Source organism: Sorangium sp. So ce887 (assembly GCF_051521455.1).
Taxonomy (GTDB): Bacteria; Myxococcota_A; Polyangia; order Polyangiales; family Polyangiaceae; genus Sorangium.
In genome coordinates, this window is record NZ_CP150354.1 from 3,543,896 (window position 1) to 3,564,781 (window position 20,886).

Annotated in this window: 15 protein-coding genes; 10 read left to right on the forward strand and 5 right to left on the reverse strand. The window is 72.7% G+C overall.

The genetic code is table 11. The features are described from left to right. Positions 1–49: 49 nt before the first annotated feature. Positions 50–3,193, forward strand: coding sequence for an ATP-binding protein (locus WMF36_RS13405; RefSeq protein ID WP_437579980.1), 3,144 nt, complete (start codon positions 50–52; stop codon positions 3,191–3,193). A gap of 92 nt (positions 3,194–3,285) precedes the next feature. Next, the gene (locus WMF36_RS13410; protein ID WP_437490220.1) at positions 3,286–3,660 is read left to right on the forward strand and encodes a response regulator; all 375 of its coding nucleotides are present in this window, start codon (positions 3,286–3,288) and stop codon (positions 3,658–3,660) included. Between the two features lie 82 nt (positions 3,661–3,742). Here WMF36_RS13410 and WMF36_RS13415 read toward each other — a convergent pair whose 3' ends face one another. Continuing rightward, complete coding sequence (locus WMF36_RS13415; protein WP_437579981.1) at positions 3,743–6,283, reverse strand: hybrid sensor histidine kinase/response regulator; 2,541 nt, start codon at positions 6,281–6,283, stop codon at positions 3,743–3,745. A gap of 400 nt (positions 6,284–6,683) precedes the next feature. Between WMF36_RS13415 and WMF36_RS13420 the strand changes: the two genes are divergently transcribed. The 7 genes from WMF36_RS13420 to cheB are packed head-to-tail and all read left to right on the forward strand — an operon-like array spanning position 6,684 to position 16,341. Further along, positions 6,684–7,067, forward strand: coding sequence for a response regulator transcription factor (locus WMF36_RS13420; RefSeq protein ID WP_437579982.1), 384 nt, complete (start codon positions 6,684–6,686; stop codon positions 7,065–7,067). After that, a complete protein-coding gene (locus WMF36_RS13425; RefSeq protein ID WP_437579983.1) occupies positions 7,064–9,154 on the forward strand; it encodes a chemotaxis protein CheA in 2,091 nt (696 codons plus the stop codon). The genes WMF36_RS13420 and WMF36_RS13425 overlap by 4 nt, the downstream gene beginning before the upstream one ends. Continuing rightward, a complete protein-coding gene (locus WMF36_RS13430) occupies positions 9,151–9,588 on the forward strand; it encodes a chemotaxis protein CheW (protein ID WP_437579984.1) in 438 nt (145 codons plus the stop codon). The genes WMF36_RS13425 and WMF36_RS13430 overlap by 4 nt, the downstream gene beginning before the upstream one ends. Next, positions 9,578–12,115 carry a methyl-accepting chemotaxis protein gene (locus WMF36_RS13435; protein WP_437579985.1) on the forward strand — a complete coding sequence of 846 codons (2,538 nt, stop codon included), beginning with the start codon at positions 9,578–9,580 and terminating at the stop codon, positions 12,113–12,115. Before WMF36_RS13430 ends, WMF36_RS13435 begins: the two co-directional genes overlap by 11 nt. Further along, a complete protein-coding gene (locus WMF36_RS13440) occupies positions 12,112–14,469 on the forward strand; it encodes a HEAT repeat domain-containing protein (protein ID WP_437579986.1) in 2,358 nt (785 codons plus the stop codon). The genes WMF36_RS13435 and WMF36_RS13440 overlap by 4 nt, the downstream gene beginning before the upstream one ends. Before the next feature lie 10 nt (positions 14,470–14,479). Then, positions 14,480–15,310 carry a CheR family methyltransferase gene (locus WMF36_RS13445; protein ID WP_437579987.1) on the forward strand — a complete coding sequence of 277 codons (831 nt, stop codon included), beginning with the start codon at positions 14,480–14,482 and terminating at the stop codon, positions 15,308–15,310. Then, the gene (cheB, locus tag WMF36_RS13450; protein WP_437579988.1) at positions 15,307–16,341 is read left to right on the forward strand and encodes a chemotaxis-specific protein-glutamate methyltransferase CheB; all 1,035 of its coding nucleotides are present in this window, start codon (positions 15,307–15,309) and stop codon (positions 16,339–16,341) included. The genes WMF36_RS13445 and cheB overlap by 4 nt, the downstream gene beginning before the upstream one ends. A 28-nt stretch (positions 16,342–16,369) precedes the next feature. Here cheB and WMF36_RS13455 read toward each other — a convergent pair whose 3' ends face one another. Together WMF36_RS13455 and WMF36_RS13460 are read right to left on the reverse strand one after the other, a co-directional pair. Further along, entirely contained in the window at positions 16,370–17,578 is a 1,209-nt protein-coding gene (locus tag WMF36_RS13455; RefSeq protein ID WP_437579989.1) for a putative sensor domain DACNV-containing protein, read from the reverse strand. A 138-nt stretch (positions 17,579–17,716) separates the two neighbouring features. Next, positions 17,717–18,646, reverse strand: coding sequence for a Ku protein (locus tag WMF36_RS13460; protein WP_437579991.1), 930 nt, complete (start codon positions 18,644–18,646; stop codon positions 17,717–17,719). Positions 18,647–18,901: 255 nt separating this feature from the next. On the opposite strand from WMF36_RS13460, the gene WMF36_RS13465 reads away from it, so the two are divergent. Next, positions 18,902–19,501 carry a cysteine hydrolase family protein gene (locus WMF36_RS13465; protein ID WP_437579992.1) on the forward strand — a complete coding sequence of 200 codons (600 nt, stop codon included), beginning with the start codon at positions 18,902–18,904 and terminating at the stop codon, positions 19,499–19,501. Positions 19,502–19,570: 69 nt separating this feature from the next. On the opposite strand, the gene WMF36_RS13470 is transcribed toward WMF36_RS13465, so the two are convergent. Both WMF36_RS13470 and WMF36_RS13475 read right to left on the reverse strand, forming a co-directional pair. Next, a complete protein-coding gene (locus tag WMF36_RS13470) occupies positions 19,571–20,116 on the reverse strand; it encodes a DUF3341 domain-containing protein (protein ID WP_437579993.1) in 546 nt (181 codons plus the stop codon). Positions 20,117–20,138: 22 nt separating this feature from the next. After that, positions 20,139–20,585, reverse strand: a complete 447-nt coding sequence (locus WMF36_RS13475) for a BON domain-containing protein (protein ID WP_437579994.1) — start codon at positions 20,583–20,585, stop codon at positions 20,139–20,141. Positions 20,586–20,886: the final 301 nt, after the last annotated feature.

Here is a 20,886-nt window from a genome sequence, read left to right on the forward strand (position 1 = left end):
TGGGTTGTTTCCTGCGTACGGAGAGACCGCAGGCGTGATGAGCGACGGGATGAAACAGCGGTGCAGCGAGGAACGAGCGGAAGGGCGCGACTTCATCGAACGCCTGGAAGACCTCACGATCGTGAGACCCGTGGACGACTCCGAGGAACGTCTCCTCCAGGACACCGAGCTCCTGAAGCAGGAGCTCACGCGCGCGAGCTCAGGGCGCGAGTCCGGGCTGATGCGGCTCCTCGCGGCGCGGGTCGCGATGAACTGCGCCTTCCAGTTCTGGGGCCTGCTCGACGCCGACGGCACGAACTGGGAGTCGAACTATGCCTCGGTCCGCGGCGCCGGCGTGGAGCGGAGGGAAGTGCACGGAGTGCCGTTCTGGGACTGCCGCTGGTGGCAAGGCGCGCCGGAGGCCCAGGAGCGACTGAAGGACGCGGTGCGGCGCGCGGCGCGCGGCGAGTTCGTCCGGTACGACGTGGAGATCCTCGGGGGCAGCGAGGGAGAGGAGATCATCACCATCGACTTCAACCTGAAGCCCGTCAAGGACCGTCGAGGCAACGTCGTTTTCATGATCGCCGAGGGGCGCGACGTCACCGAGCAGCGGCGGCTCGAGCGGGAGGTGGCGCGGCACAGGGACGAGCTCGCGACGCTCGATCGCCTCAAGACGGAGTTCGTGGCCAACGTGAGCCACGAGTTCCGCACCCCGCTCACCCTCATCCTCGGGCGCGTCGAGGACGCCCTGTCCCACCCGGCGGGGTCGCTCTCGGGCGAGGCCCTCGCCGCCGCGCACCGGAGCACCCTCCGGCTCCTCCGGCTCGTCAACACGCTGCTCGACTTCTCCCGCATCGAGGCGGGGCGCCTCCAGAGGTCGTTCGAGCTCACCGACCTCGCGCAGCTCACCGCGGAGCTCGCGAGCTCCTTCCGCTCGCTTGTCGAGGGCGCGGGCCTGTCGCTCGTCGTCGACTGCCCGCCGCTGCCGGAGCCCGTCTACGTCGACAGGGCGCAGTGGGAGAAGATCGTGTCGAACCTCGTGTCGAACGCCTTCAAGTTCACGTTCGAAGGCGAGATCGTGGTCTCGCTCCTGCCCCAGCCGGCCCACGTCGAGCTGTGCGTGCGCGATACCGGCACCGGGATCCCGGCGGACGAGCTCCCGCGCATCTTCGAGCGGTTCCACCGCGTGCAGGGCGCGCGCTGCCGGAGCATCGAGGGCACCGGGCTCGGGCTCGCCCTCGTCCAGGAGCTCGTCCAGGTGCACGGCGGCTCCCTGCGCGCCTCGAGCGAGCCGGGGCGGGGGAGCGCGTTCACCGTGTCGATCCCGAGGGGCCGCGCGCACCTGCCGCCCGAGCGCGTCGCCGCCGCGGCGGGGCCCGCGCCCCCGCCGGCGAGCGCGAACCTCCACGTGATCGAGGCGTCGCAGTGGTCTCCGCGCGGATGCGACGGCGCGGCGCCCGCGGGCCCGGACGCGCGCGCCGGGGCCGCGCCGGGGCCGGGCCCGCGGGAGGGCGAGGGCCGGATCCTCGTCGCCGACGACAACGCGGACATGCGCGAGTACCTCGTCCACCTCCTCGCGCCCCGGTGGAGCGTGGAGGTGGCCTCCGACGGGCGGGCGGCCCTCACGGCCGCGCTGGCGCGCCCGCCGGACCTCGTGCTGAGCGACGTGATGATGCCCGGGCTCGACGGCGTGGCCCTCGTCCGGGAGCTCCGGGCGGACCCGAGGACGAGCATGGTCCCCGTGGTGCTCGTGTCCGCGCGCGCGGGCGACGAGGCCGTCGTCGAGGGGCTCGACATGGGGGCGGACGATTACCTGGTGAAGCCGTTCTCGGCGCGCGAGCTCCTCGCCCGCGTCCGGACGCAGATCGAGATGGCCCGGATGCGGCGGAGGGCGGCCGAGGCCGCGGAGCGGGAGCGCGCGCTGGAGCTGCCGCGCTTCCTGGACGCGGCGAGCGTGGTGCTCGCCGATTCGCTGGACTATCCGACGACGCTCGCCCGGGTCGCGCAGCTCGCGGTGCCCGTCCTCGCCGACTTCTGCCTCGTCGACCTGCTCGACGAGGAGGAGGGCGCCTTCCGGCGGGTGGGCGTGGCCTGCGCGGATCCCGCGCAGGCCGCCCTGGCCGAGGAGGCGAAGCGCTTCACGCCCAGGCTCGACGGCAACCGCGCGCACCCGCCGACCCGGGTGTTCATCGAGCGGAAGTCGTTGCTCATCGAGCATTTCACGGACGAGGACATGCGCGCCATCGCGCATGACGAGGAGCACCTCCGGGTGATCCAGGCCATGGGGGGGCGCTCGTCCATGTGCATCCCGCTGGCGCGGCGGGGGCGGCTCTTCGGGACGCTGACGTTCATCGCCGCGCAATCCGGGCGCCGGTACACCCGGGAGGATCTCTCGGCCGCGGAGGAGCTCGCGCGCCGCTGCGCGCTGGCCGTGGACAACGCGCGTCTGTACAAGGACGCCCAGAGCGCGATCGCCCTGCGCGACGAGTTCCTCTCGATCGCCTCTCACGAGCTGAAGACGCCGCTCACCCCGCTCTCGCTGCAGATCCAGATCCTGACGCGCCGGGCGCCGGAGCTGTGCCCCGACAAGGAGCGCCTCGCGTGGCTCACGGACCGGCTCGGGCTCGTTCGCCGTCAGGGCGAGCGGCTGAGGCGGCTCGTCGACAACCTGCTCGACATCTCCCGCATCTCCGCGGGGCGCATCGCCCTCGAGCTGGAGCCCGTCCGGCTGTCCGAGATCGTCCGGCAGGTGGTGTCCCGCTTCCACGAGGGCGGCGAGATCGCGGAGTCGGGCTCCCGGGTCACGGTGAACGCGGACGACGACGCCGCCGGCAACTGGGATCGGCTGCGGCTCGAGCAGGTCGTCGACAACCTCGTCTCGAACGCGCTCAAGTATGGTCAGGGCAAACCCCTCGAGATCGCCGTCACCTCGACGGATTCGATTGCCACGTTCACGATTGCGGATCACGGTATCGGGATCGCGCCCGAGCACCTCGGGCGGATCTTCGGGCGGTTCGAGCGGGCCGTGTCGGCGCGGCACTATGGCGGTCTGGGAATGGGTCTTTACATCACGAAGCAGCTGGTCGAAGCGCTGGACGGCTCGATCGAGGTGAGCTCGGTCCCGGGCGAGGGCTCGACCTTCAAGGTCACCTTGCCGCTGGCCGGCCCTGGCGCCTCGGGCCCGCGGGACCGGCCGGACTCGGGGATCGGCTGAGGCGACCTTCGCGAGCGGGCTTCGCGGGCCCGCCCGCGGGCGCAGCGCCGCTGGACCCTGGTGCTTCGGGAAGAGAGCGACTGCGCATGACGATGAGCCGCCCCAGCAAGCGCATCTTGATCGTCGATGACGACGCCGCGATCCGCCGGACATTGAGCGAGCTCCTGGAAGACGAGGGCTATGGGGTCGCGTCGGTCGCGAACGGGCGTGAGGCCCTGGAGTATCTGCGGGACGATCCGTCGTCGATCTCGCTGGTCCTGCTCGACCTGATGATGCCAGTCATGGACGGGTTCCAGTTCCGGGCCGAGCAGAAGAGCGACCCGATGCTCGCCTCGATGCCCATCGTGGTGATGACCGCGCGCGGCGGGACGGACCGCGCCGGCATCGACGCGGACGCGGTGATCAGCAAGCCGTTCGATGTCCTGAAGCTGATGGACACCATCGAGCGGAGCTGCCGGAGAGACTGAGCCGCCAGCGCCTGGAAGGCCGACCGGGCGGGAGATCCGCTCGGCAGGACCGCGGAAGGCCGGCGTGGGGTCGAGGGGCATATCAGGATTCCCCCCGCGATCCGGCGATGTTCGCGAGCACCGCGAGCAGCTCCGCCGTCTCGATGGGCTTGGGGACATGGGTGTTGAACCCGGCCCGCAGGGCGCGCATGCGGTCCTCCGTGCGCGCATAGGCGGTGAGCGCGATCGCCGGGGTCCGCCCCCCGCTGCTCGCCGGGAACGCGCGGATCTTGCGGATCAGCGCGTAGCCGTCCTCGCCGGGCATGGCGATGTCCGACACGAGCACGTCGGGCCGCAGCGCCTTGAGCGCGAGCAGCGCCTCGGCGGTCGACGCCACGGCCGTCACGTGCGCGCCGCACTGCTCCAGCATCGTGACGAGGAGCTCGCGCGTGTCGTCCTCATCGTCCACGATGAGCACGTTCAGCCCCTCGATCTCCGGAGGACGATCGCTCCCGCCGGAGGTGCCCGGCAGCGACATCATCCGGCGATCCCGGGCGTGGCTCGGCACCACCGCGAGCGGCAGCCGGACGATGAACGTCGCGCCCCGCACCTCCCCGTCGCTCAGCGCCTGGACCGTGCCGCCGTGCATCTCCACGAGGCTCTTCACGATCGTGAGCCCGAGGCCCAGCCCCCCGTGCTTGCGGGTGGTGCCGCTCTCGGCCTGCCGGAACTGCTCGAACACGAAGGGCAAGAACGCAGGATCGATGCCCTGACCGGTGTCGGACACGACGATCTCGGCCGACGCCTCGGAGCGGTCGAGCCGGATGCGCACGACCCCGCCCCGCGACGTGAACTTCACCGCGTTGCTGAGGAGGTTCCAGATGACCTGCTGCAGCCGGCCCGCGTCCCCCGCGACAGGGCCCACCCCGGGATCGAGGAGCGGCTCCAGCCGCACCCCCTTGGCGTCGGCGGCCGGGCGCACCACCTCGAGCGCGGCGTCGATCACCGCCACGAGATCCATCGGCTGGACCTCCAGCCGGAGCTTGCCGGCCATGATGCGCGAGATGTCGAGCAGATCGTCGATCAGCTGCGCCTGCGCCAGCGCGTTGCGCTCCACCGTCTCCAGCGCCTTCTCGCGACGATCCTCGGCGAGCTTGCCGGTACGCAGCATCCGGATCCAGCCGAGGACCGCCGTGAGCGGCGTGCGAAGCTCGTGGCTCATCGTCGCCAGGAACTCGTCCTTCAGGTGGCTCGCGGCCTCGGCCTCCTGCCTCGCCACCTGCGCCGCGGCGAGCAGGCCCTGCCGCTCCTCCTCGGCGCGCTTGCGCGCGGTGATGTCGAAGAACGACGAGACGACGCCCACCACCGCGCCGTCCGAGCTGCGGAGCGGCTGCGCGTTCACCGACAGCCACAGGTCCGAGCCGTCCTGCCGCTCCATGCGGAGCAGGACGGCCGACTGGGGCGCGCCGGTCCGGAGCGCGACCTGCGCGGGGTACATCTCGAACGGGAACAGCGAGCCGTCCTCGCGCACGATCTTGCTCGACGGATCCAGCAGCGTCGACCCGACGAGCTGCGCCAGAGGCCGCCCGAGGATCCGCTCGGCGCTCGCGTTCGCGGTGCGGATGACCCCGCGCTCGTCCTGGAGCGTGATGCCCTCCTCGAGCGCGCTGATGATCACGCGATAGCGCTCCTCGCTGTCCCGGAGCGCCCGCTCCGCCTCGAGCGCGTCGGTCTCGTCGCGCGTGATCAGCACGGCGCCGGCCGGCGATCCGTCGGCGTGCCGCAGCGGCGACGCGGTCCCGGCGAGCGCGCGGATCGAGCCGTCCGGGCGCGTCACGAGCCAGCGCGCGTTCTCGACCTTCTCGCCCCGGATCGCGCGGTAGAGCGGGTCCTCGTCGGGCCGCAGCGACCGGCCGTCCAGCGCGAGCAGCCCGTTCGCCCGGAGCGCCTCGATCGCGGCGCTCGCGTCGCGCGCGTACACGCCGTGCTGCCGCTGGGCCTCCACGTTGCAGATGCGCAGCGCCCCGCGCTCGTCCGTCGCCATGATGCCGTCGCCGCTCTGCTCGATGAGCGCGCGCAGCAGATCGCGCTCCACCGCCGCGATCCGCTCGGCGCGCTCGGCCCGCTCGCGGAGCCGCTTCGAGCGGAGGAGCGCACCGACGCGCGCCGACAAGGCGGCCGCGGGGCAGGGCTTGACCACGTAGTCGTCGGCGCCCGCGGTGAGCCCCTCGACGAGGTCCTGCTCGTGCCCGGCCACGGTCAAGATGAGGATCGGGAGCCCGACCGTGGCGGGGCGCGACCGGAGCAGGCCGCAGATCTCGGTGCCCGACATGCCCGGCATCACCTGGTCGAGCACGAGGACGTCCGGGAGATCGCTCCCCGTCACGCGCTCCAGCATCACCGCGGCGTCCGTGAAGAGCTGGACCTCGTACCCGGCCGCGAGCGAGCACGCCGCCATCTCGGCCTCCAGCGGCGAGTCGTCGAGGATCCACACGACCGCGCGCGGCGCGCGCTCGCTCGGAGGCGGCTCCGCGCCCCCGTCCCGGGCGCCTCGCGCGGCCGGAGCCGCGTGGCGCCGCGGCGTGGCGTTCGCTTCGCGCGTCGCGTCGGCGAGCACGGAATCCATCGTTGTCGGCCGATTCATCGTTCTCCAGGAGCAGCAGGGGCCGTGAGACTCCTCCTCCCGCGAGGAGCCGCTCTCCGGATTGAACCGGGGCGCGGAGAGGCATTGGCTCTCCAAGCGTCGCTACCGCCCAATCTCATCTGATCGAGCGCCTGCGGCGACGCAAGCACGATGCGCTGAAATGCGTGCTGTCGCGTTCTGCTACGTTCCGCTCCCGCCGCGCGCCGCGCGCCGCCCGCGAACGCGCCCTTCCACCCCCGGCGCCGGCCGGACGCGCCGCCGGACGAGCGCGTCTCCGCCGCGCCTCGATCGCGGCGCTCGGGTCCGATCCGACAGGAATTCCCTGATTCGCTCGGGTTTGCTCCGGTGGGCAATTGACACCCAGCGGGCATGCCAGCTATTCCCTCGGCCGAGTACCGCTGTGGCAGAGATCCTCGTCGTCGATGACAGCAGGGTGATGCGTGAGATGGTCGTGGCCTGCCTGCGGGCCGAGCAGTACAGGTTCGCGCACGCGGCGAGCGGGCTCGAGGCGATTGAGACGCTATCGCTGAGGCCGTTCGATCTCGTGGTGCTCGACCTGAACATGCCCGATATCGGGGGACTCGAGGTCATCGAGTTCATCCGGGGCCAGGACAAGCTGCGGAGCCTGCCGATTCTGGTGGTGACCACCCGGGGTGATGAGGAGTCCCGGGCCCGCGCGCTCGGCGCGGGGGCCTCGGACTTCATGACGAAGCCCTTCACTCCCGACGCCATCCTGGCCAGCGTGCGAGCGCTCCTGGGGGAGGGCGTCGCGAGCACCGGATGAGCGACGCGCTCGATGTAAACGAGTTCGTGGCCGGCTACCTCGTCGAGGTGGAAGAGCACCTCTCCGCGTCCACCGCGAACCTCCTCGCCGTCGAGGCGGCCCTCCGCTCCGGGGAGTCGAACCCCAGGGCGATCCGCGAGCTCTTCCGATCTCTTCACACCATCAAGGGCCTCTCCGCCATGGTCGGCGTGGAGCCGATCGTGGACATCGCCCACGCGATGGAGACCGTGCTCCGGGCGGCGGACAGGGCGGCCGGGAGCCTCTCCTCGTCGTCGATCGAGGTGCTGCTCCGCGGACTCAGGGCCATCGAGGAGCGGACCCGCGCCCTCGCCGGCAAGCAGCCGGTGCCGCCCGCGGCGCCCGCGCTCCTCGACGCGCTCTCCGCGCTCGATCTCGCCGCCTCGCCGTCGCCCCCCGGGCCGACGATCAGCGCCGATCCCGAGATCCTCGCGAAGCTCGGGCCCGGCGAGCGGGTGCAGCTCGCGCAGGGCGTGGCCGGCGGGCGGCGCGCGCTGCGGGTCGATTTCACCCCGTCGCCGGCGCGCACGGCCGAGGGGATGAACATCACGACCGTCCGCGAGCGCGTCGGCAAGCTCGCCGAGATCGTCAAGGTCGTCCCGCTCTCGGTCCCGGCCAGCGACAGGGCCCCGGGCGGCATCACCTTCGCGCTCCTCGTCCTCACGAGCGCGACCGACGAGGAGCTCGCGCGGGCGGCGGGCGCCGATGGCGTCCGCGCGCTCACGGTGGAGCCCCCCGTCCCGCTGGCCGTCGCTGCCCTCACGGCGGACGATCCGGACGATCCGGCGGACCGGGAGCCCCAGCTCCGCGGCGTCGTCCGCGTCGAGGTGGCGCGCCTCGACGACGCGCTCGACAAGCTGTCGGCGCTCGTCGTCACGCGGTTCCGGCTCGCCCGGGCGGCCGCGGAGCTGCGCGCCCGCGGGGTGGACACCCGCGACCTCGCCGAGATCCTGCGCGAGCACGACCGCCAGCTGCGCGACCTGCGCGGCGCCATCATGCGCGCGCGCATGATCTCGGTGACGGAGCTCCTCGAGCGCGTGCCGCTCGTGGTCCGCGGCCTCGGCCGCGCGACGGGCAAGCAGGTCCGGATCGAGATCGACGCGGGCAAGGCGGAGCTCGACAAGGCGGTCGCGGAGCGCATCTTCCCGGCGATCGTGCACCTGCTCCGCAACGCGGTCGATCACGCGATCGAGCCGCCCGCCGAGCGGCGGCGGCTGGGCAAGCCCGAGGAGGGCGTCGTCCGGGTCTCCTGCTTCGAGCGCTCCAACAACCAGCTCGAGCTCAGCGTCGCCGACGACGGGCGCGGCATCGACCGCGCGCGGGTGGCGGCGCGGGCCGGCCGCCCCGCGCCCGACGGCGACGCGGCCCTGCTCGATCTCATCACCTTGCCCGGGCTGTCGACGCTCGACCAGGCGACGAAGACCAGCGGCCGCGGCCTCGGGATGGACATCGTGCGGCGCATCGCCGTGGAGCAGCTCGGCGGCGAGCTCTCCGTGAGCACGGCGCGCGGCGCCGGCACGACCTTCATCCTGCGGGTCCCGCTCACGTTGACCATCGTGGACGCCTTCTCTTTCCTGTGCGGAGGCCAGCCGTTCGTGACGCCCGTCGCCGGCGTGGAGGAAGTCCTGGAGATCGACGTGGCCCGCATCTTCCGCGGCCCGGTCGCCGGCGCGACCCGGGGCGGGGCGGAGCTGCCCGCCGCGGGCCGCGACCGGGGGCCTGCCGCGGGCCGCGCCCGGGGCGGCACCGAGCTGATCGAGCGCCGCGGCGAGGTCGTGCCGCTCGTCGACCTCGCCGCGCTCTTCGAGCTCGGGGCCTCGTCGGCGAGCAGGGCGCTCGTCGTGCGGCGCAACGGCGCGCCCTTCGCGTTCGGCGTGACCCGCGTGCTCGGCCAGCAGGAGGTGGTCGTGCGGCCGCTCGAGGACCCGCTCGTCAAGGTGCCGGGCGTGTGCGGCTCGACCGATCTCGGCGACGGGCGCCCCACGCTCGTCCTCGATCTCGTGAACCTCAGCGGCAGGCTCTCCTCCGGCCACGGCGGCCGCGCCGGCCTCGTCCGGGTGGCCTCATGAACGACCTGCACGTGGTCCTGAAGGTGGCGGACACCGAGTACGCGATCTCCGCGGCGGACGTGCTCCACATGGAGTCGTTCACCGGGGCGACCCGGGTGCCGGGGACGCGGCCGTACGTCGGCGGCCTCATCCAGATCCGGGGCCGCGTCGTGCCGGTCGTGGATCTGCGCGCCCGCTTCGGGCTCCCGACCGTGGAGCCCACGCTGGACTCGCGGGTCATCGTCGTCCAGAGCGGCGGCCGCACCGTGGGCCTCCTGGTGGACAGCGCGCGGGAGGTCGTCAACATCGGCGCCGACGAGCTGCGGATGCCCCCCGAGGTCATGGCGGAGGAGAGCGCCGGGTTCGTGAGGGCGGTCGCGAAGCTCGGGAAGCGGCTCGTCATGCTCGTCGACGTCGGCAGGATCATCGGTGAGGAGCAGGATCATGGCAGTTGATGCAATCGCGGACATCGACGGAGCGCTCGCGCGGGCAGAGCAGACCGAGCACTCGTTCCGTCAGGCGGTCACGGCCGTGGCCGGCGCCGAGCAGGCTGCCGCGCGGCTCGCCGCCGTCGGCGCCGAGCACGCCACCTCCGGCAGGCAGCAGGGCGCCGCGGCGGGGGCGCTCGCCGGCGAGCTCGAGGAGGCGGGGGCGGCGGCGCAGGCGCTCGCCCGATCGGGGCAGCGGATCAGCGATGCCGTCGCCGAGGTCGCGCAGGGGTCCGAGGTGATGACGAGCGGCCTCGGCGCGCTCGCCCCCGCGTTCGCCGGCGTGAAGGGCGACGCCGACGCGCTCGCCGGCTCCGCGGAGACGACGGCGGCGGCGCTCGAGGAGCTCGCCCGTTCGGTGAAGGCGGTGAGCGCCAGCGTCGAGGAGCTCGCGTCCTCCAGCGAGGAGCTCCTCGGCTCCGTCTCGGTGACGAGCGGGGCCGCCGACGAGGCGGCGGCCCGCGGCGAGAGCAGCGCCGCGGCGATCGAGGAGATCGGGGCCACCATCGAGGAGATGTCGAAGGGCGTCGCGCGCCTCTCGGCCGACGCCAGGGCGGTCGGGGCGCAAATCTCGACCATGGCCGGCACCGTCGCGGGCGTGAGCGGCTCCCTCGACCGCGTCGCGCAGGACGCCATCGAGATGGCGAGCGCGGTCGAGGAGACCGCCGCGACCGCCGAGCAGATGGCGCGATCGATCCGCGGGGTGGCGGAGAGCGCCAAGGCGCTCGACGCGAGCGCCGCGCTGACCGCGAGCACGATCACCGAGATCGCGAGCTCGGTCGAGGAGGTCGCGGCCACGGCCGAGAAGAACGCGGCGACCATCGAGGCCAACGCGGTCGCCGCCGAGGAGCTCGCGCGGACCGCGCAGCAGGTCTCGCAGAGCGCCGAGCAGATCAGCGGGCTCGCGGCCGGCAACGCCGCCGCCTCGTCGCAGGTCGAGGCCTCCACGCGGCGGATCGTCGCCATCGTCGAGACCGCGCGCACGACCGCCGAGCAGGGGGTCGCGACCGCGCGCCAGGGCGCCGCGACGGTGGGCAGGTCCATCGCCGGCCTCGGGAGCATCCGGCAGGCGATGGCCGACTCCGCGGCGGTCATGAAGGAGATGGGCAAGCGGGCCGAGGAGATCGGCGACATCGTCCAGACGATCAACCTGATCGCCGACCGCACGAACCTCCTGTCGCTCAACGCGAGCATCGAGGCCGCGCGGGCAGGGGAGCACGGCCGGGGCTTCGCCGTCGTCGCCGAGGAGATCAGGAACCTCGCGGACCGCGCGGCCGTCTCGAGCGCCGAGATCGCCAAGATCGTCCGCGCGCTCCAGTCGAGCGCCCGCGAGGCGGTGGCCGCCTCGACCGAGGGCGTGAAGGTGGCCGACGAGGGGACCCGGCTCGCGGGCGACGCCGAGCGGGCGCTCGCGTCCATCCTGCAGGGGGTCGAGGAGCTCGGCCGCTCGATCCGCGAGATCGACCGGGCGAACGCCGATCAGGTGCAGGCGGTGGGCTCTCTCACCCAGACCGCGTCGCGCATGAGCGAGGAGGGCAGGGCGGTCGCGCGCTCCGCGGCCGAGCAGACCAAGGCGGTCCAGGCGCTCGCGCAGGCGAGCTCCGAGATGCGGCGCATGGCCCGGCAGACGAAGGAGGCGACCGCCGAGCAGGCGCGCGCGCTGCGCGACGCCGTGAAGGTGAACGCGCAGCTCACGTCGAGCGCCGAGCGGGTGTCGCGGGCGATGGAGGAGCAGGCCACGGGGGCGTCCCAGCTCGCGAAGGTCGCCGCGCAGATGCGCGCGCTGACCCATCAGACCAGCACCGCCATGGTCGAGCAGACCCGCGCCCTGGCCGGGATCACGGCGCTCACGCAGGAGGTCTCGGGCGCGTCGCAGCGGATGGTCGCCGGCCTCGCCGAGCAGGCCGGCGGCGCGACCGAGGTGTCGCGCGCCATGGATGACATCCGGAAGCTGTCGGTCCAGTCGGCGCGGGGGAGCGGCGAGCAGGCGCGGGCCGCGAAGCAGCTGGAGGCGTCCGCCCGCCAGGTCGCGCGGCTCGCGGCGACGGTGACCGCCGCCACGGCGGATCAGAGCAAAGCGACGGCGTCCCTCGCGAAGGAGGGGGAGTCCGTGCGCCGGATCGCCAAGCAGACGGCGCGGGCGGTGGCCGATCAGGCGGAGTCCGTCGCGGCGCTCGCGTCGGGCGCGAGCCGGCACGCGTCGTCGCTCCAGGGCATCGCCAAGGGGGCCGCCGAGCTCTCGGCCCGGAGCGAGCAGCACGCCGCGTCGCTCGCCCGCCTGCGCGACCCGGTCCGGGAGATCGTCGCCGCCGCGGCGAGGCAGGCGAGGGAATCCGGCGCGGTCGCGGCCGACGCCGGCCACGTGCTCGAGCAGGTCGGCAGGATCCGGCACGCGAGCGCCGAGCACGTGGACGCGGTCGCGGGCGTCGCCGCCGCGATCGCGCACCTCAGGGCGAACGGAAGGCAGCCCCACGCCGCGCCGGAGACCTCGTGATCTCTCGGCGGCCCGCGCTCGCGGTCTCGGAGGCGGAGCGGCGGCGCGTCGATCAGGTGGATCGGCTCGCCGCCTCCGGGACGCCGGGGGTGCCGTCGCTCGTCGAGATGCTCGGGGATCCGAGCTGGACCGTGCGGCGTGCGGTCGTCGCGTCGCTCGCCGCGCTCGGCGACGCGGCGGTGGCGCCGCTCTGCGCGTGCCTCTCCGCGCGGCGCGACAGCGAGACGCGCATCGCCGCCGCGGTCGACGCGCTCGTCGCGTCGCTCGGCGACGTCGACGACGCCGTGCTCGCGCTGACGCGGGACCCTCGCCCGGCGATCGTCGCCGACGCGGCGCAGGTCCTCGGGCGCCGCAGCAGCGCGAAGGCGGTCTCCCGGCTCGCGGAGCTCACGTCGCACGCCGACGACAACGTGGCGGTCGCCGCGATCGAGGCGCTCGGCCGCGTCGGCGGCAGGTCGGCGGTCGACGCGCTCGTGGGGGCCGTCACCAGCGGAAATTTCTTCCGTATCTTTCCGGCGATCGACGTGCTGGGCCGGAGCGGCGACCCGCGCGCGATCGGACCGCTTGTGGCTCTCCTGGACGATCCGCGTTACCTGCTCGAGGCGGCGCGGGCGCTCGGCCGCACCTGCAGCCGGAGCGCCGTGGCGCCGCTGATGCGCCTCCTCGGGCGCCCGAGCGACGCGGTCGCGCGCGTCGCGGCGGTGGCGCTCGCCGAGCTGCGCGAGCGGTACCGCGAGCGCTACGGGACGGCCGCGCCGGTCGACGAGGCGCTCCGGGCCGAGGCGCCGGCGCCCGGCGCGGCGCGGCGGCTCTCGCAGAGCCTCGCGGGGGCGGATCCGGCCGAGCAGGCCGTCATCTGCAGCGTGCTCGGCGCGATCGGGGGCGAGGACGTCCTGCTCGATCTGACGCGCCTGCTCGACGCCGAGCCCCCCGTCGCGAGCGCCGCGGCGGACGCGCTCTTCCAGCTCTCCCGGAGCGCGGACTCCCGGGTGCTCGCGGCGCTGCGCGACGGCGACAGCTCCCGCAGGCTCCTGCTCCTGCCGCTCGTCCGGGGCGTCGCGGCCGCGGGTGACGTGGAGCAGTGCCTCGCGGATCCGGACCCGGAGGTCCGCGCGGCGGCGTGCGACGCGCTCGCGCGCATCTCGGAGCCCGGCTCGGCGCGCGCGCTGTTCCAGCTCCTCGACGACCCGAACCCCCGCGTGGTCCACGCCGCGACGACCGCGATCCAGTGCCTGGGCGGCCCCGACGTCGAGGCGCTCGCGCTCGCCGCGGCCCGCGAGGGGACCCCGGCCGCGCGGCGGACGGCGCTGCGGATCCTCGGCTATTTCGCGCCCCCCTCGGCGCTGCCGATCTTCCTCGACGGCCTCCGCGATCCCGATCTGCGGGCGCGCGAGCGGGCGATCCACGGCCTCGCGTCCTTCGCGCAGCCGGAGGCGATCGAGGCGCTCGTCGTGCTCGCCGCCGACGCCTCGGAGCGGGTCCGGGCGGTGGCGATGCGGGCGCTCGGGCAGTCGCAGCGGGCGCCGCGCGTCGTCGAGGCGCTCCTCGTGGGGCTCCGCGACGACGACGCGTGGGTCCGCTACTACGCGTGCCAGTCGCTGGGAAAGCTCGGGTGGGAGGCGGCGGCCGGGCTCATCGCCGAGCGGCTCCGGGACGAGAGCGGCCAGGTGCGCGTGGCGGCGATCGAGGCGCTGTCGGCGATCAAGGGCGACCTCGCGCTCGCGGCGCTGGAGCAGGCCGCCCAGGCCAGCGACACGGACATGCGGCGCTCGGCGCTGATCGGGCTCGGCATCGCCGGGCGGGAGGCGTCGCTGCCGACCTTGCTCGGCGCGCTCTCGTCCCCGGACGTGGCGACCCGGCTCGTCGCGGTCTCGGCGGTCTCCGGCTTCTCGTCGCCCGAGGTCCTGCCGGCGCTCGTGCGCGCGGCGGGCGACCCCGACGAGAGCGTGCGCGCGGCGGCGACCAGCTTCATCGCGGGGCGGCCCGGGGTCGACGCGACGAGGAGCCTCATCGCGCTGCTCGTCGCCTCGCAGGCCCAGGGACCGCTCCCCGCTGCGCTGTCCACGCCGGTGCCGGGGCGCATCGAGGGCATCCTCGACGCGCTCGCGGCGGCGGACGACGAGCTCGCGCCCGTCCTGACCGCGGCGCTCGCGCGGATGCGGCTGCCGGCGGCGCACACGGCGCTCCTCGAGGCGCTCCGGCTGCCGCACGCGCCGGCGCGGAAGGCGGCGGCCACGACGCTCGCCGCGGTGGCCACGCGGGAGGGCTTCGCGGCGGTCGAGCTCACCTCGCGGGCCGATCCGGATCCGGAGGTGCGACGCGTGGCCGCGTCCGTCCTCTCGCAGTGGGCATGACGCCGTGGGCATGACGAGCCGCCTCCCCATCTCTCCGCAGATCTTCGCGATCTTCAGCGCCCTCGTCGCCGAGAAGATCGGCATCCACTACGACGCCGGCGATCGCGAGCTGCTCGGCGACAAGCTCTCGGTGCGCGCCCTCGACGCCGGCTTCGACTCGCTGCTCGATTACTACTACTTCCTCCGCTACGACCCGGCGGGCGCGGCCGAGATGGACGCGCTGATCGACGCCCTGGTCGTGGGCGAGACGTATTTCTTCCGCGAGCTCGCGCAGCTCGAGGTCGCGGTCTCGGAGCTCATCGCGCCCCGCGTGGCGGCGGGCGAGCGGCCGCGGATCTGGTCGGCGGCCTGCTCGAGCGGCGAGGAGCCGTTCACGATCGCGATGCTCCTGGCCGAGCGGGGCCTGCGTGACAAGGTCGATCTCGTGGCGAGCGACATCAGCCAGCGGGCGCTCTCGCGCGCCCGGGCCGGCGTGTTCGGGCCGCGCTCGCTCCGGAGCAACGCCCCGCCGCCTCCGTTCGCCGGCCGGTGGCTGGAGGTGACGCCCGATCGGGTCGTCGTGCGGCCCGAGCTCCGGGGGGCGATCGACTGGCGGCGGATCAACCTGCTCGCGGCGCCCGACGTCACGTCGCTCGGGCAGTTCGACGTCATCGTTTGCCGCAACGTGCTCATCTATTTTCACGACAACACGGCGCGGTGGGTGGTCAAGAACCTCTCGGGGGCGCTCGCCGCGGGCGGGTTCCTCCTGGTCGGGGTCTCCGAGTCGCTGCTGCGGCTCGGCACCGCGCTCCGCTGCGAGGAGCGGGGCGGCGTGTTTTTCTATCGGAAGACCGCGCAATGAAGATCCCGGCTGTCCGCGTGCTCGTGGTCGATGACTCTGCCTTCGTGCGCAAGGTGCTGCGGCAGGTCCTCGGCGCGAGCGCCTCGATCGAGGTCATCGATACGGCCATGGACGGCCTCGACGCGCTGGAGAAGATCGAGCGCTACAAGCCGGATGTGGTCACGCTCGATCTCGTGATGCCGAACCTCGACGGCATCGGCGTGCTCAGGTCGTTGCCGCGCGACGGCGCGCCGCGGGTCGTCGTGGTCAGCAACTCCGAGGCGGACAGCGATCTCGGCGTCGAGGCGCTCCAGCAGGGCGCGGTCGATCTCGTCGAGAAGCCGACGTCGCTCGCGACCGATCGTCTCTTCGAGCTCTCGGACGAGCTGGTCCGCAAGGTGCTCGCCGCGGCCGAGGCGAGGGTCCACCAGGCAGCGCCTCGCCCGCGGCCGCCGCCCCTGCCCGGCGCGATCCCCGCGCTGCCGCGCACGCGCCTCGTCGTGGTCGGCACGTCGACCGGCGGCCCTCAGGCGCTGACGCGGCTCTTCGCGGCGATGCCCGGCGATTTCCCGGTCCCCATCGTCGTCGCGCTGCACATCCCCCCGGGTTACACGGAGTCGCTGTCGCGCCGCCTCAACGACGGGAGCGCGCTCTCGATCGTCGAGGCATCGGACGATCTCCAGCTCGGGCCCGGGCTCGCGGTCATCGCGCGCGGGGGGACGCACCTCGAGGTCCGGCGCCAGCGGGAGCGCGCCAGCGTCCGCTTCGCCCTGACGGCCAGGGCGTCCCTCTATTGCCCGTCGGTCGATCTGCTCTTCGCGAGCGCCGCGGCCGAGTTCGGGTCGGGCGTCCTCGGGGTCGTGCTGACGGGCATGGGGGACGACGGCCTGGAGGGGTCCCGGGCGATCCACAAGGCCGGCGGGAAGATCCTCGTAGAGGCCGAGTCGTCCTGCGTCGTCTACGGCATGCCCCGCCGCGTGCTGGAGGCCGGGCTCGCCGTGGCGCAGGCGCCGATCGACGAGATGCCCGCGGCCATCGTGCGGCACCTCTGACGGCGGGTGACGTCGCGCGTCGCGCCCGTCAGAGCGGCCAGTAAACGACCTTTCCCTCGATCTCCTGGAACGTGGCCGCGTTGCCGTCCTGGGAGACGATGAAGGCGATCCGCTCCGGGTACCCCGCCACGAACGCCGCCGCCGCGCGGTGGCGGGTGCCGCGCGCGTCGAGGCTCAGGCTCGCATCCATCCTCTGGTCGGGGGTCGCGGCGAAGACCTCGGAGATGATCGCCCTCGGCGGGGGCAGCTTCGCCCCGAACGCGAGCACGTCGAGGGGATGGCTCATCACCACCGCGCCGTCGACGGTCGTCAGCCGCACGATGAGGTCGAGCAGCCGGTTGATGCGCTCGGCGCCCTTGATCGCGTGATCCGTGCCGCGCGCCTGCCCGGGTGCCGCGGGCTGCTTTCCGTGCACCTGCCGCCGTTCGCTCGGCGGATGGCTCTCGTGGATGTCGAGGATGGCCGCGCCGAGGCACAGGGCGGGATCCAGCCGCTTGACCTCGGTGTCGAGCTGATTCCCCTCCTCGCCGAAGAGCTGCGGCAGTCCTTCGCCCGGGCCCAGGACGGCGACGAGCCCGCCGCGCCCGAGCTCGACCATCCCGTCGACGATGCGGAGGAGATAGCTGCGCACCTGGCGGATGAGCGGCCTGCCGTGGTCCCCGAGGACGGTCCTCGCGATGGAGTCCAGCTGCGGCCGGCTCTTGGACATCCATGTCCGCACGGCGCCGCGCTCGTAGCGGACGATCTCCCACTCGCCGCGGTACACGGCCACGACACCGGGCTTCGGGACGACGACGCGCACGAGCTGATCGCTGTCGAACGAACGCCGGCCGTGCGGCGTCGCGATGCCGGCGATCACGAGCGACCCGTCGAGCGGCACCACGGACAGGAAGGAGCGCGGCCATGCGCACGCGGAGGCGAGGTTGGCCACGTGCTCCACGTCGAACGCCATGGCGGACCCGAACCGCACGAGGTCCCACGCGGGCTCGTCGAGCTCGAGGTCGGCGAGGCTCCCGGCGAACACGATGCCGACCGGGTTCAGCCGCCCCTCTTCCGTCGCCATGGACGCGAAGAACATCGTCTCGATCAAATCGGTCAGGACCGTCGCGAAGGGGGGCGGCGAAGCCGCGTCGGGGGCGACGCTGGCGGTGCAAGCCGGCTTCTGCGCCGTGAGCTCGGGCTGCTCCTGCAGCTCGAGAAATGCGGCCGTGACATCCGCAGGATACTTGAGGCGCATGAGCTCGTTCTATCATCCCGAGCGCCGCCGGTCAGGCCGACGCTGCGTGTGGGCTCGTTCTCAGCGTCGCAGCGACGCCTGCGCAGACCGGTATTGTTACGCATTCTCACGAATCTTTACGAGGCGAACCGTGTGGCATCACGCGGCCCGGCGCGATCCGCTCCCCTTTCTCTTCGGGGTCTCTGCTTTTCGCACCTTCGAGCCGGCGTCGTCTGCGCGCTTGTCGTCGTTTGCGACCTTGGCCCCCTTCGCGCCCTTCTCGCCGAGGCTCTTCTTGAGCAGCGCGATGAGATCGACCGTGCCGGTGTCGCGGCGGTGGTCCTCCTCCTCCTCGGGCTCCGCGGGCGTCGTGGTCTGGCCGGATTTCACCTTCTTCTCGATGAGCTTCATCACGTCATCGCGGTACTCGTCCTTGTATTTCTCCGGCTTCCACTCGGTGGCCATCTCGGCCACGAGCCGCTCCGCCATCTCGAGCTCTCGCTTGCCGAGCCCCTTGCCCTCGACATCCATCTCGGGCAGGTCGAGCTCCTCATCGGAGCGGAGCTCGTGCGCGAACCGCATCAGGTTCAGCACGAGCGCGCGGCCGTGCGGCCGCACCGCGGCGATGTGCTCGCGCGTCCGGATCACGACCTTCGCGATCCCGACCTTGCCCGTCTTCCGCAGGGCCTCGCGCAGGAGCACGTACGCCGTGACCGACGATTTCTTCTTGCTGTTCGGCGACGTGGGGGCGAGGTAGTACGGCTTCTCGTAGTACATCGGGTCGATCTCCGAGGCATCGACGAAGTCGAGGATATCCACGGTCTGCGTCGCCTCCACGTTCGCGCGGCGCAGGTCCTCGTCGGACATGACGACATACTCGCCTTTCTCGTAGGGATAGCCGCGGATGATATCGTCCCAGCTCACCGGCTCCCCCGTCTCCCGGTTCACGCGCTCGTAGCGGATAGGCGTCATGTTGCGCCTGTCGAGCTGCGTGAAGTGGAGCTCGTTGGGCTCCTCCGCGGCGTAGAGGGCGACCGGGATCTGCACGAGCCCGAAGCTGATACTCCCTTTCCAGATGCTGCGAGGCATGCGCTCTCCTTTGACCCAAGAGGCGACCCAAGAGGCGACCCAAGAGGTCCGTTTCAGGTCCGTGACAGGAGACGATGCAAGCCGGCGGCCGACGGCTCGATCCCGCCGAGCCCGCGCGTCGCGCCCGTCCTGGCCGCTCGGCGTCGGCCGCGCCGCGGCGCCGCCGGGGCCGGCGTCGCGTTTCGCCACAGCGGGCCTCGGACATGGCGATTGCTGCCCCGCTTGTCTGGGCCCGCTGTATAAACAGCGATCGACATGCCGCGCCGGGCCCACGACCTCCACGGAGCTGCGCCGGACAACAGCCGGACCGCGCTCCTCCTCATCGACGTCATCAACGACCTGGACTTCCCGGAAGGTGACCGGCTGCTCGCCCATGCCCTCCCGATGGCGCACCGCATTCGCGCGCTGAAGCAGCGGTGTCGCGATGCCGGCATCCCCGCGGTCTACGTGAACGACAACTTCGGCCGCTGGCAATCCAATTTCCACCGGCAGATCGAGCACTGCCTCGAGGAGGGCACCCGCGGCCGGAAGATCGCGGCGCTGCTGCGGCCCGGAGAGGACGATTATTTCGTGCTCAAGCCCAAGCACTCGGGCTTCTACGGCACCACGCTGGAGATCCTGCTCGAGTCGCTCGGCGTGCAGACGCTGATCCTCACCGGCATGGCGGGGAACATCTGCGTCCTGTTCACGGCGAACGACGCCTACATGCGCGATTACCGGCTGCTCGTCCCGTCGGACTGCATCGCCTCGGAGAGCGAGGAAGATAACGGCTATGCGCTCCGCCAGATGCAGCGCTTCCTCAAGGCCGACATCACGCCGTCGGACGAGGTCGACCTCGAGCGGCTGCCCGCCTGACGCCTCCGGGGGGGCCGGGCGTCCGGCGGGCAGCTGCCCGAGGTCACGTGTTGCGTCAGGGCGTCACGCTCAGGCGAGCGCCCGCTGCTTCGACGAGATGCCCTCCTCGCTGAGGACCGCGACGTCGGTCGCGCCGCCCCGCTCCAGGACCTGCTTGGCGAGCGCGCGCTCGTTGCTGTCCTCGACGTGGACGGAGATGAGGATGTTGCCGCCCTTGATCTTGCCCTCGTACTGCTTCGCCTCGACCTCGGGGATGCCGAGCCCGATGAGGGCGCCGGTCACGCCGCCGACCGCCGCGCCCGCCGCGGCGCCGCTCAGCGCCGCCATGATCGGGCCAGCCGCGATGAAGGGGCCGAGCCCGGGGATGGCGAGCGCGCCGATGCCCGCGAGCAGGCCGATGGTCCCGCCGAGCGCGCCGCCCGCGCTGGCGCCCGCGGTCGCTCCCTCGGGCGCCTTCGTGTTCTTCTCGTGCGCGAAGTCCCGCGTCCCGTGCTTGTCGGGGAACAGCGCCGAGATATCGCTGGTCATGAAGCCGGCGCGCTGGAGCTCGCCGACGATGATGTCTGCCTGAGCGAGCGTGCTCACGAGGCCCAGGACCGCTTTCTTGGTTGCCATGGTGTCTTCCTTTCGGACTGGTTCAGTCAACGTCAACTTCGAGCTGGTTATCGACCCGCTGGACGCCCGGGATCCCCTGCGCGATCGCGGCGATGTCGGCCTTCTCCTTGTCGCTCTTCACCGGGCCGCGCAGCGTGACGACCTGCCCGCTCGTGATGATCTTGACGTTCTTGGCGTTCATCGACAGCGCGTCGCTCGCGACCACCGCCTGACGGATCTTCTGCGTGATCGTGCGGTCGGCCTCGTTCTCGCCCTGATCCCCGGGGGTCAGCGCGGCCGGGTCGCGATCGCGATCGTTCTTGTCCGTGTTGTCGGCGGCCGCCGGCGTGGGGTTGTTCGCCCGCTGGGCGACCTCACCCGGCACCGTCGCGGTGTTGTTGTCCGAACGAGGCGTGCCTTCTGCTCTGTCGCAGCCGACCGCGGCAGCGATCGAGAGAGACGTCATGAAGAAGAGTTTCACTGTGTCCATGACCCGATGCCCTCGCAAGGTCCGGGCCACCTCGGGCAGAGGGCGCCTGTCGGTGCACGGCTGCGGTCGGGGCGGACCATGAACCCCGTCACTTCTGATAACGAGTTGTCTTTTTCGCGCTGCACCGTGGACGCGTCGCCCGCGCGCGTGGCAGCGACGCGAAGCGACTGGCAGTCTCATGCGTGGCCTCATGCGTGGCCTCATGCGTGGCCTCATGCGTGGCCTCATGCGTGGATCGAGGCCGGAGTGCCCCAGGTGAGGCGAACTGCCCCGTGCCGGCCGCGCCAAGTCAGGAGAGCTT

Coding starts and splice junctions, on each gene's coding strand:
- WMF36_RS13405 (WP_437579980.1), top strand. CDS start 50: ATGAAACAGCGGTGCAGCGAGGAACGAGCGGAAGGGCGCGACTTCATC.
- WMF36_RS13410 (WP_437490220.1), top strand. CDS start 3,286: ATGAGCCGCCCCAGCAAGCGCATCTTGATCGTCGATGACGACGCCGCG.
- WMF36_RS13415 (WP_437579981.1), bottom strand. CDS start 6,283: ATGAATCGGCCGACAACGATGGATTCCGTGCTCGCCGACGCGACGCGC.
- WMF36_RS13425 (WP_437579983.1), top strand. CDS start 7,064: ATGAGCGACGCGCTCGATGTAAACGAGTTCGTGGCCGGCTACCTCGTC.
- WMF36_RS13430 (WP_437579984.1), top strand. CDS start 9,151: ATGAACGACCTGCACGTGGTCCTGAAGGTGGCGGACACCGAGTACGCG.
- WMF36_RS13435 (WP_437579985.1), top strand. CDS start 9,578: ATGGCAGTTGATGCAATCGCGGACATCGACGGAGCGCTCGCGCGGGCA.
- WMF36_RS13445 (WP_437579987.1), top strand. CDS start 14,480: ATGACGAGCCGCCTCCCCATCTCTCCGCAGATCTTCGCGATCTTCAGC.
- cheB (WP_437579988.1), top strand. CDS start 15,307: ATGAAGATCCCGGCTGTCCGCGTGCTCGTGGTCGATGACTCTGCCTTC.
- WMF36_RS13455 (WP_437579989.1), bottom strand. CDS start 17,578: ATGCGCCTCAAGTATCCTGCGGATGTCACGGCCGCATTTCTCGAGCTG.
- WMF36_RS13460 (WP_437579991.1), bottom strand. CDS start 18,646: ATGCCTCGCAGCATCTGGAAAGGGAGTATCAGCTTCGGGCTCGTGCAG.
- WMF36_RS13465 (WP_437579992.1), top strand. CDS start 18,902: ATGCCGCGCCGGGCCCACGACCTCCACGGAGCTGCGCCGGACAACAGC.
- WMF36_RS13470 (WP_437579993.1), bottom strand. CDS start 20,116: ATGGCAACCAAGAAAGCGGTCCTGGGCCTCGTGAGCACGCTCGCTCAG.
- WMF36_RS13475 (WP_437579994.1), bottom strand. CDS start 20,585: ATGGACACAGTGAAACTCTTCTTCATGACGTCTCTCTCGATCGCTGCC.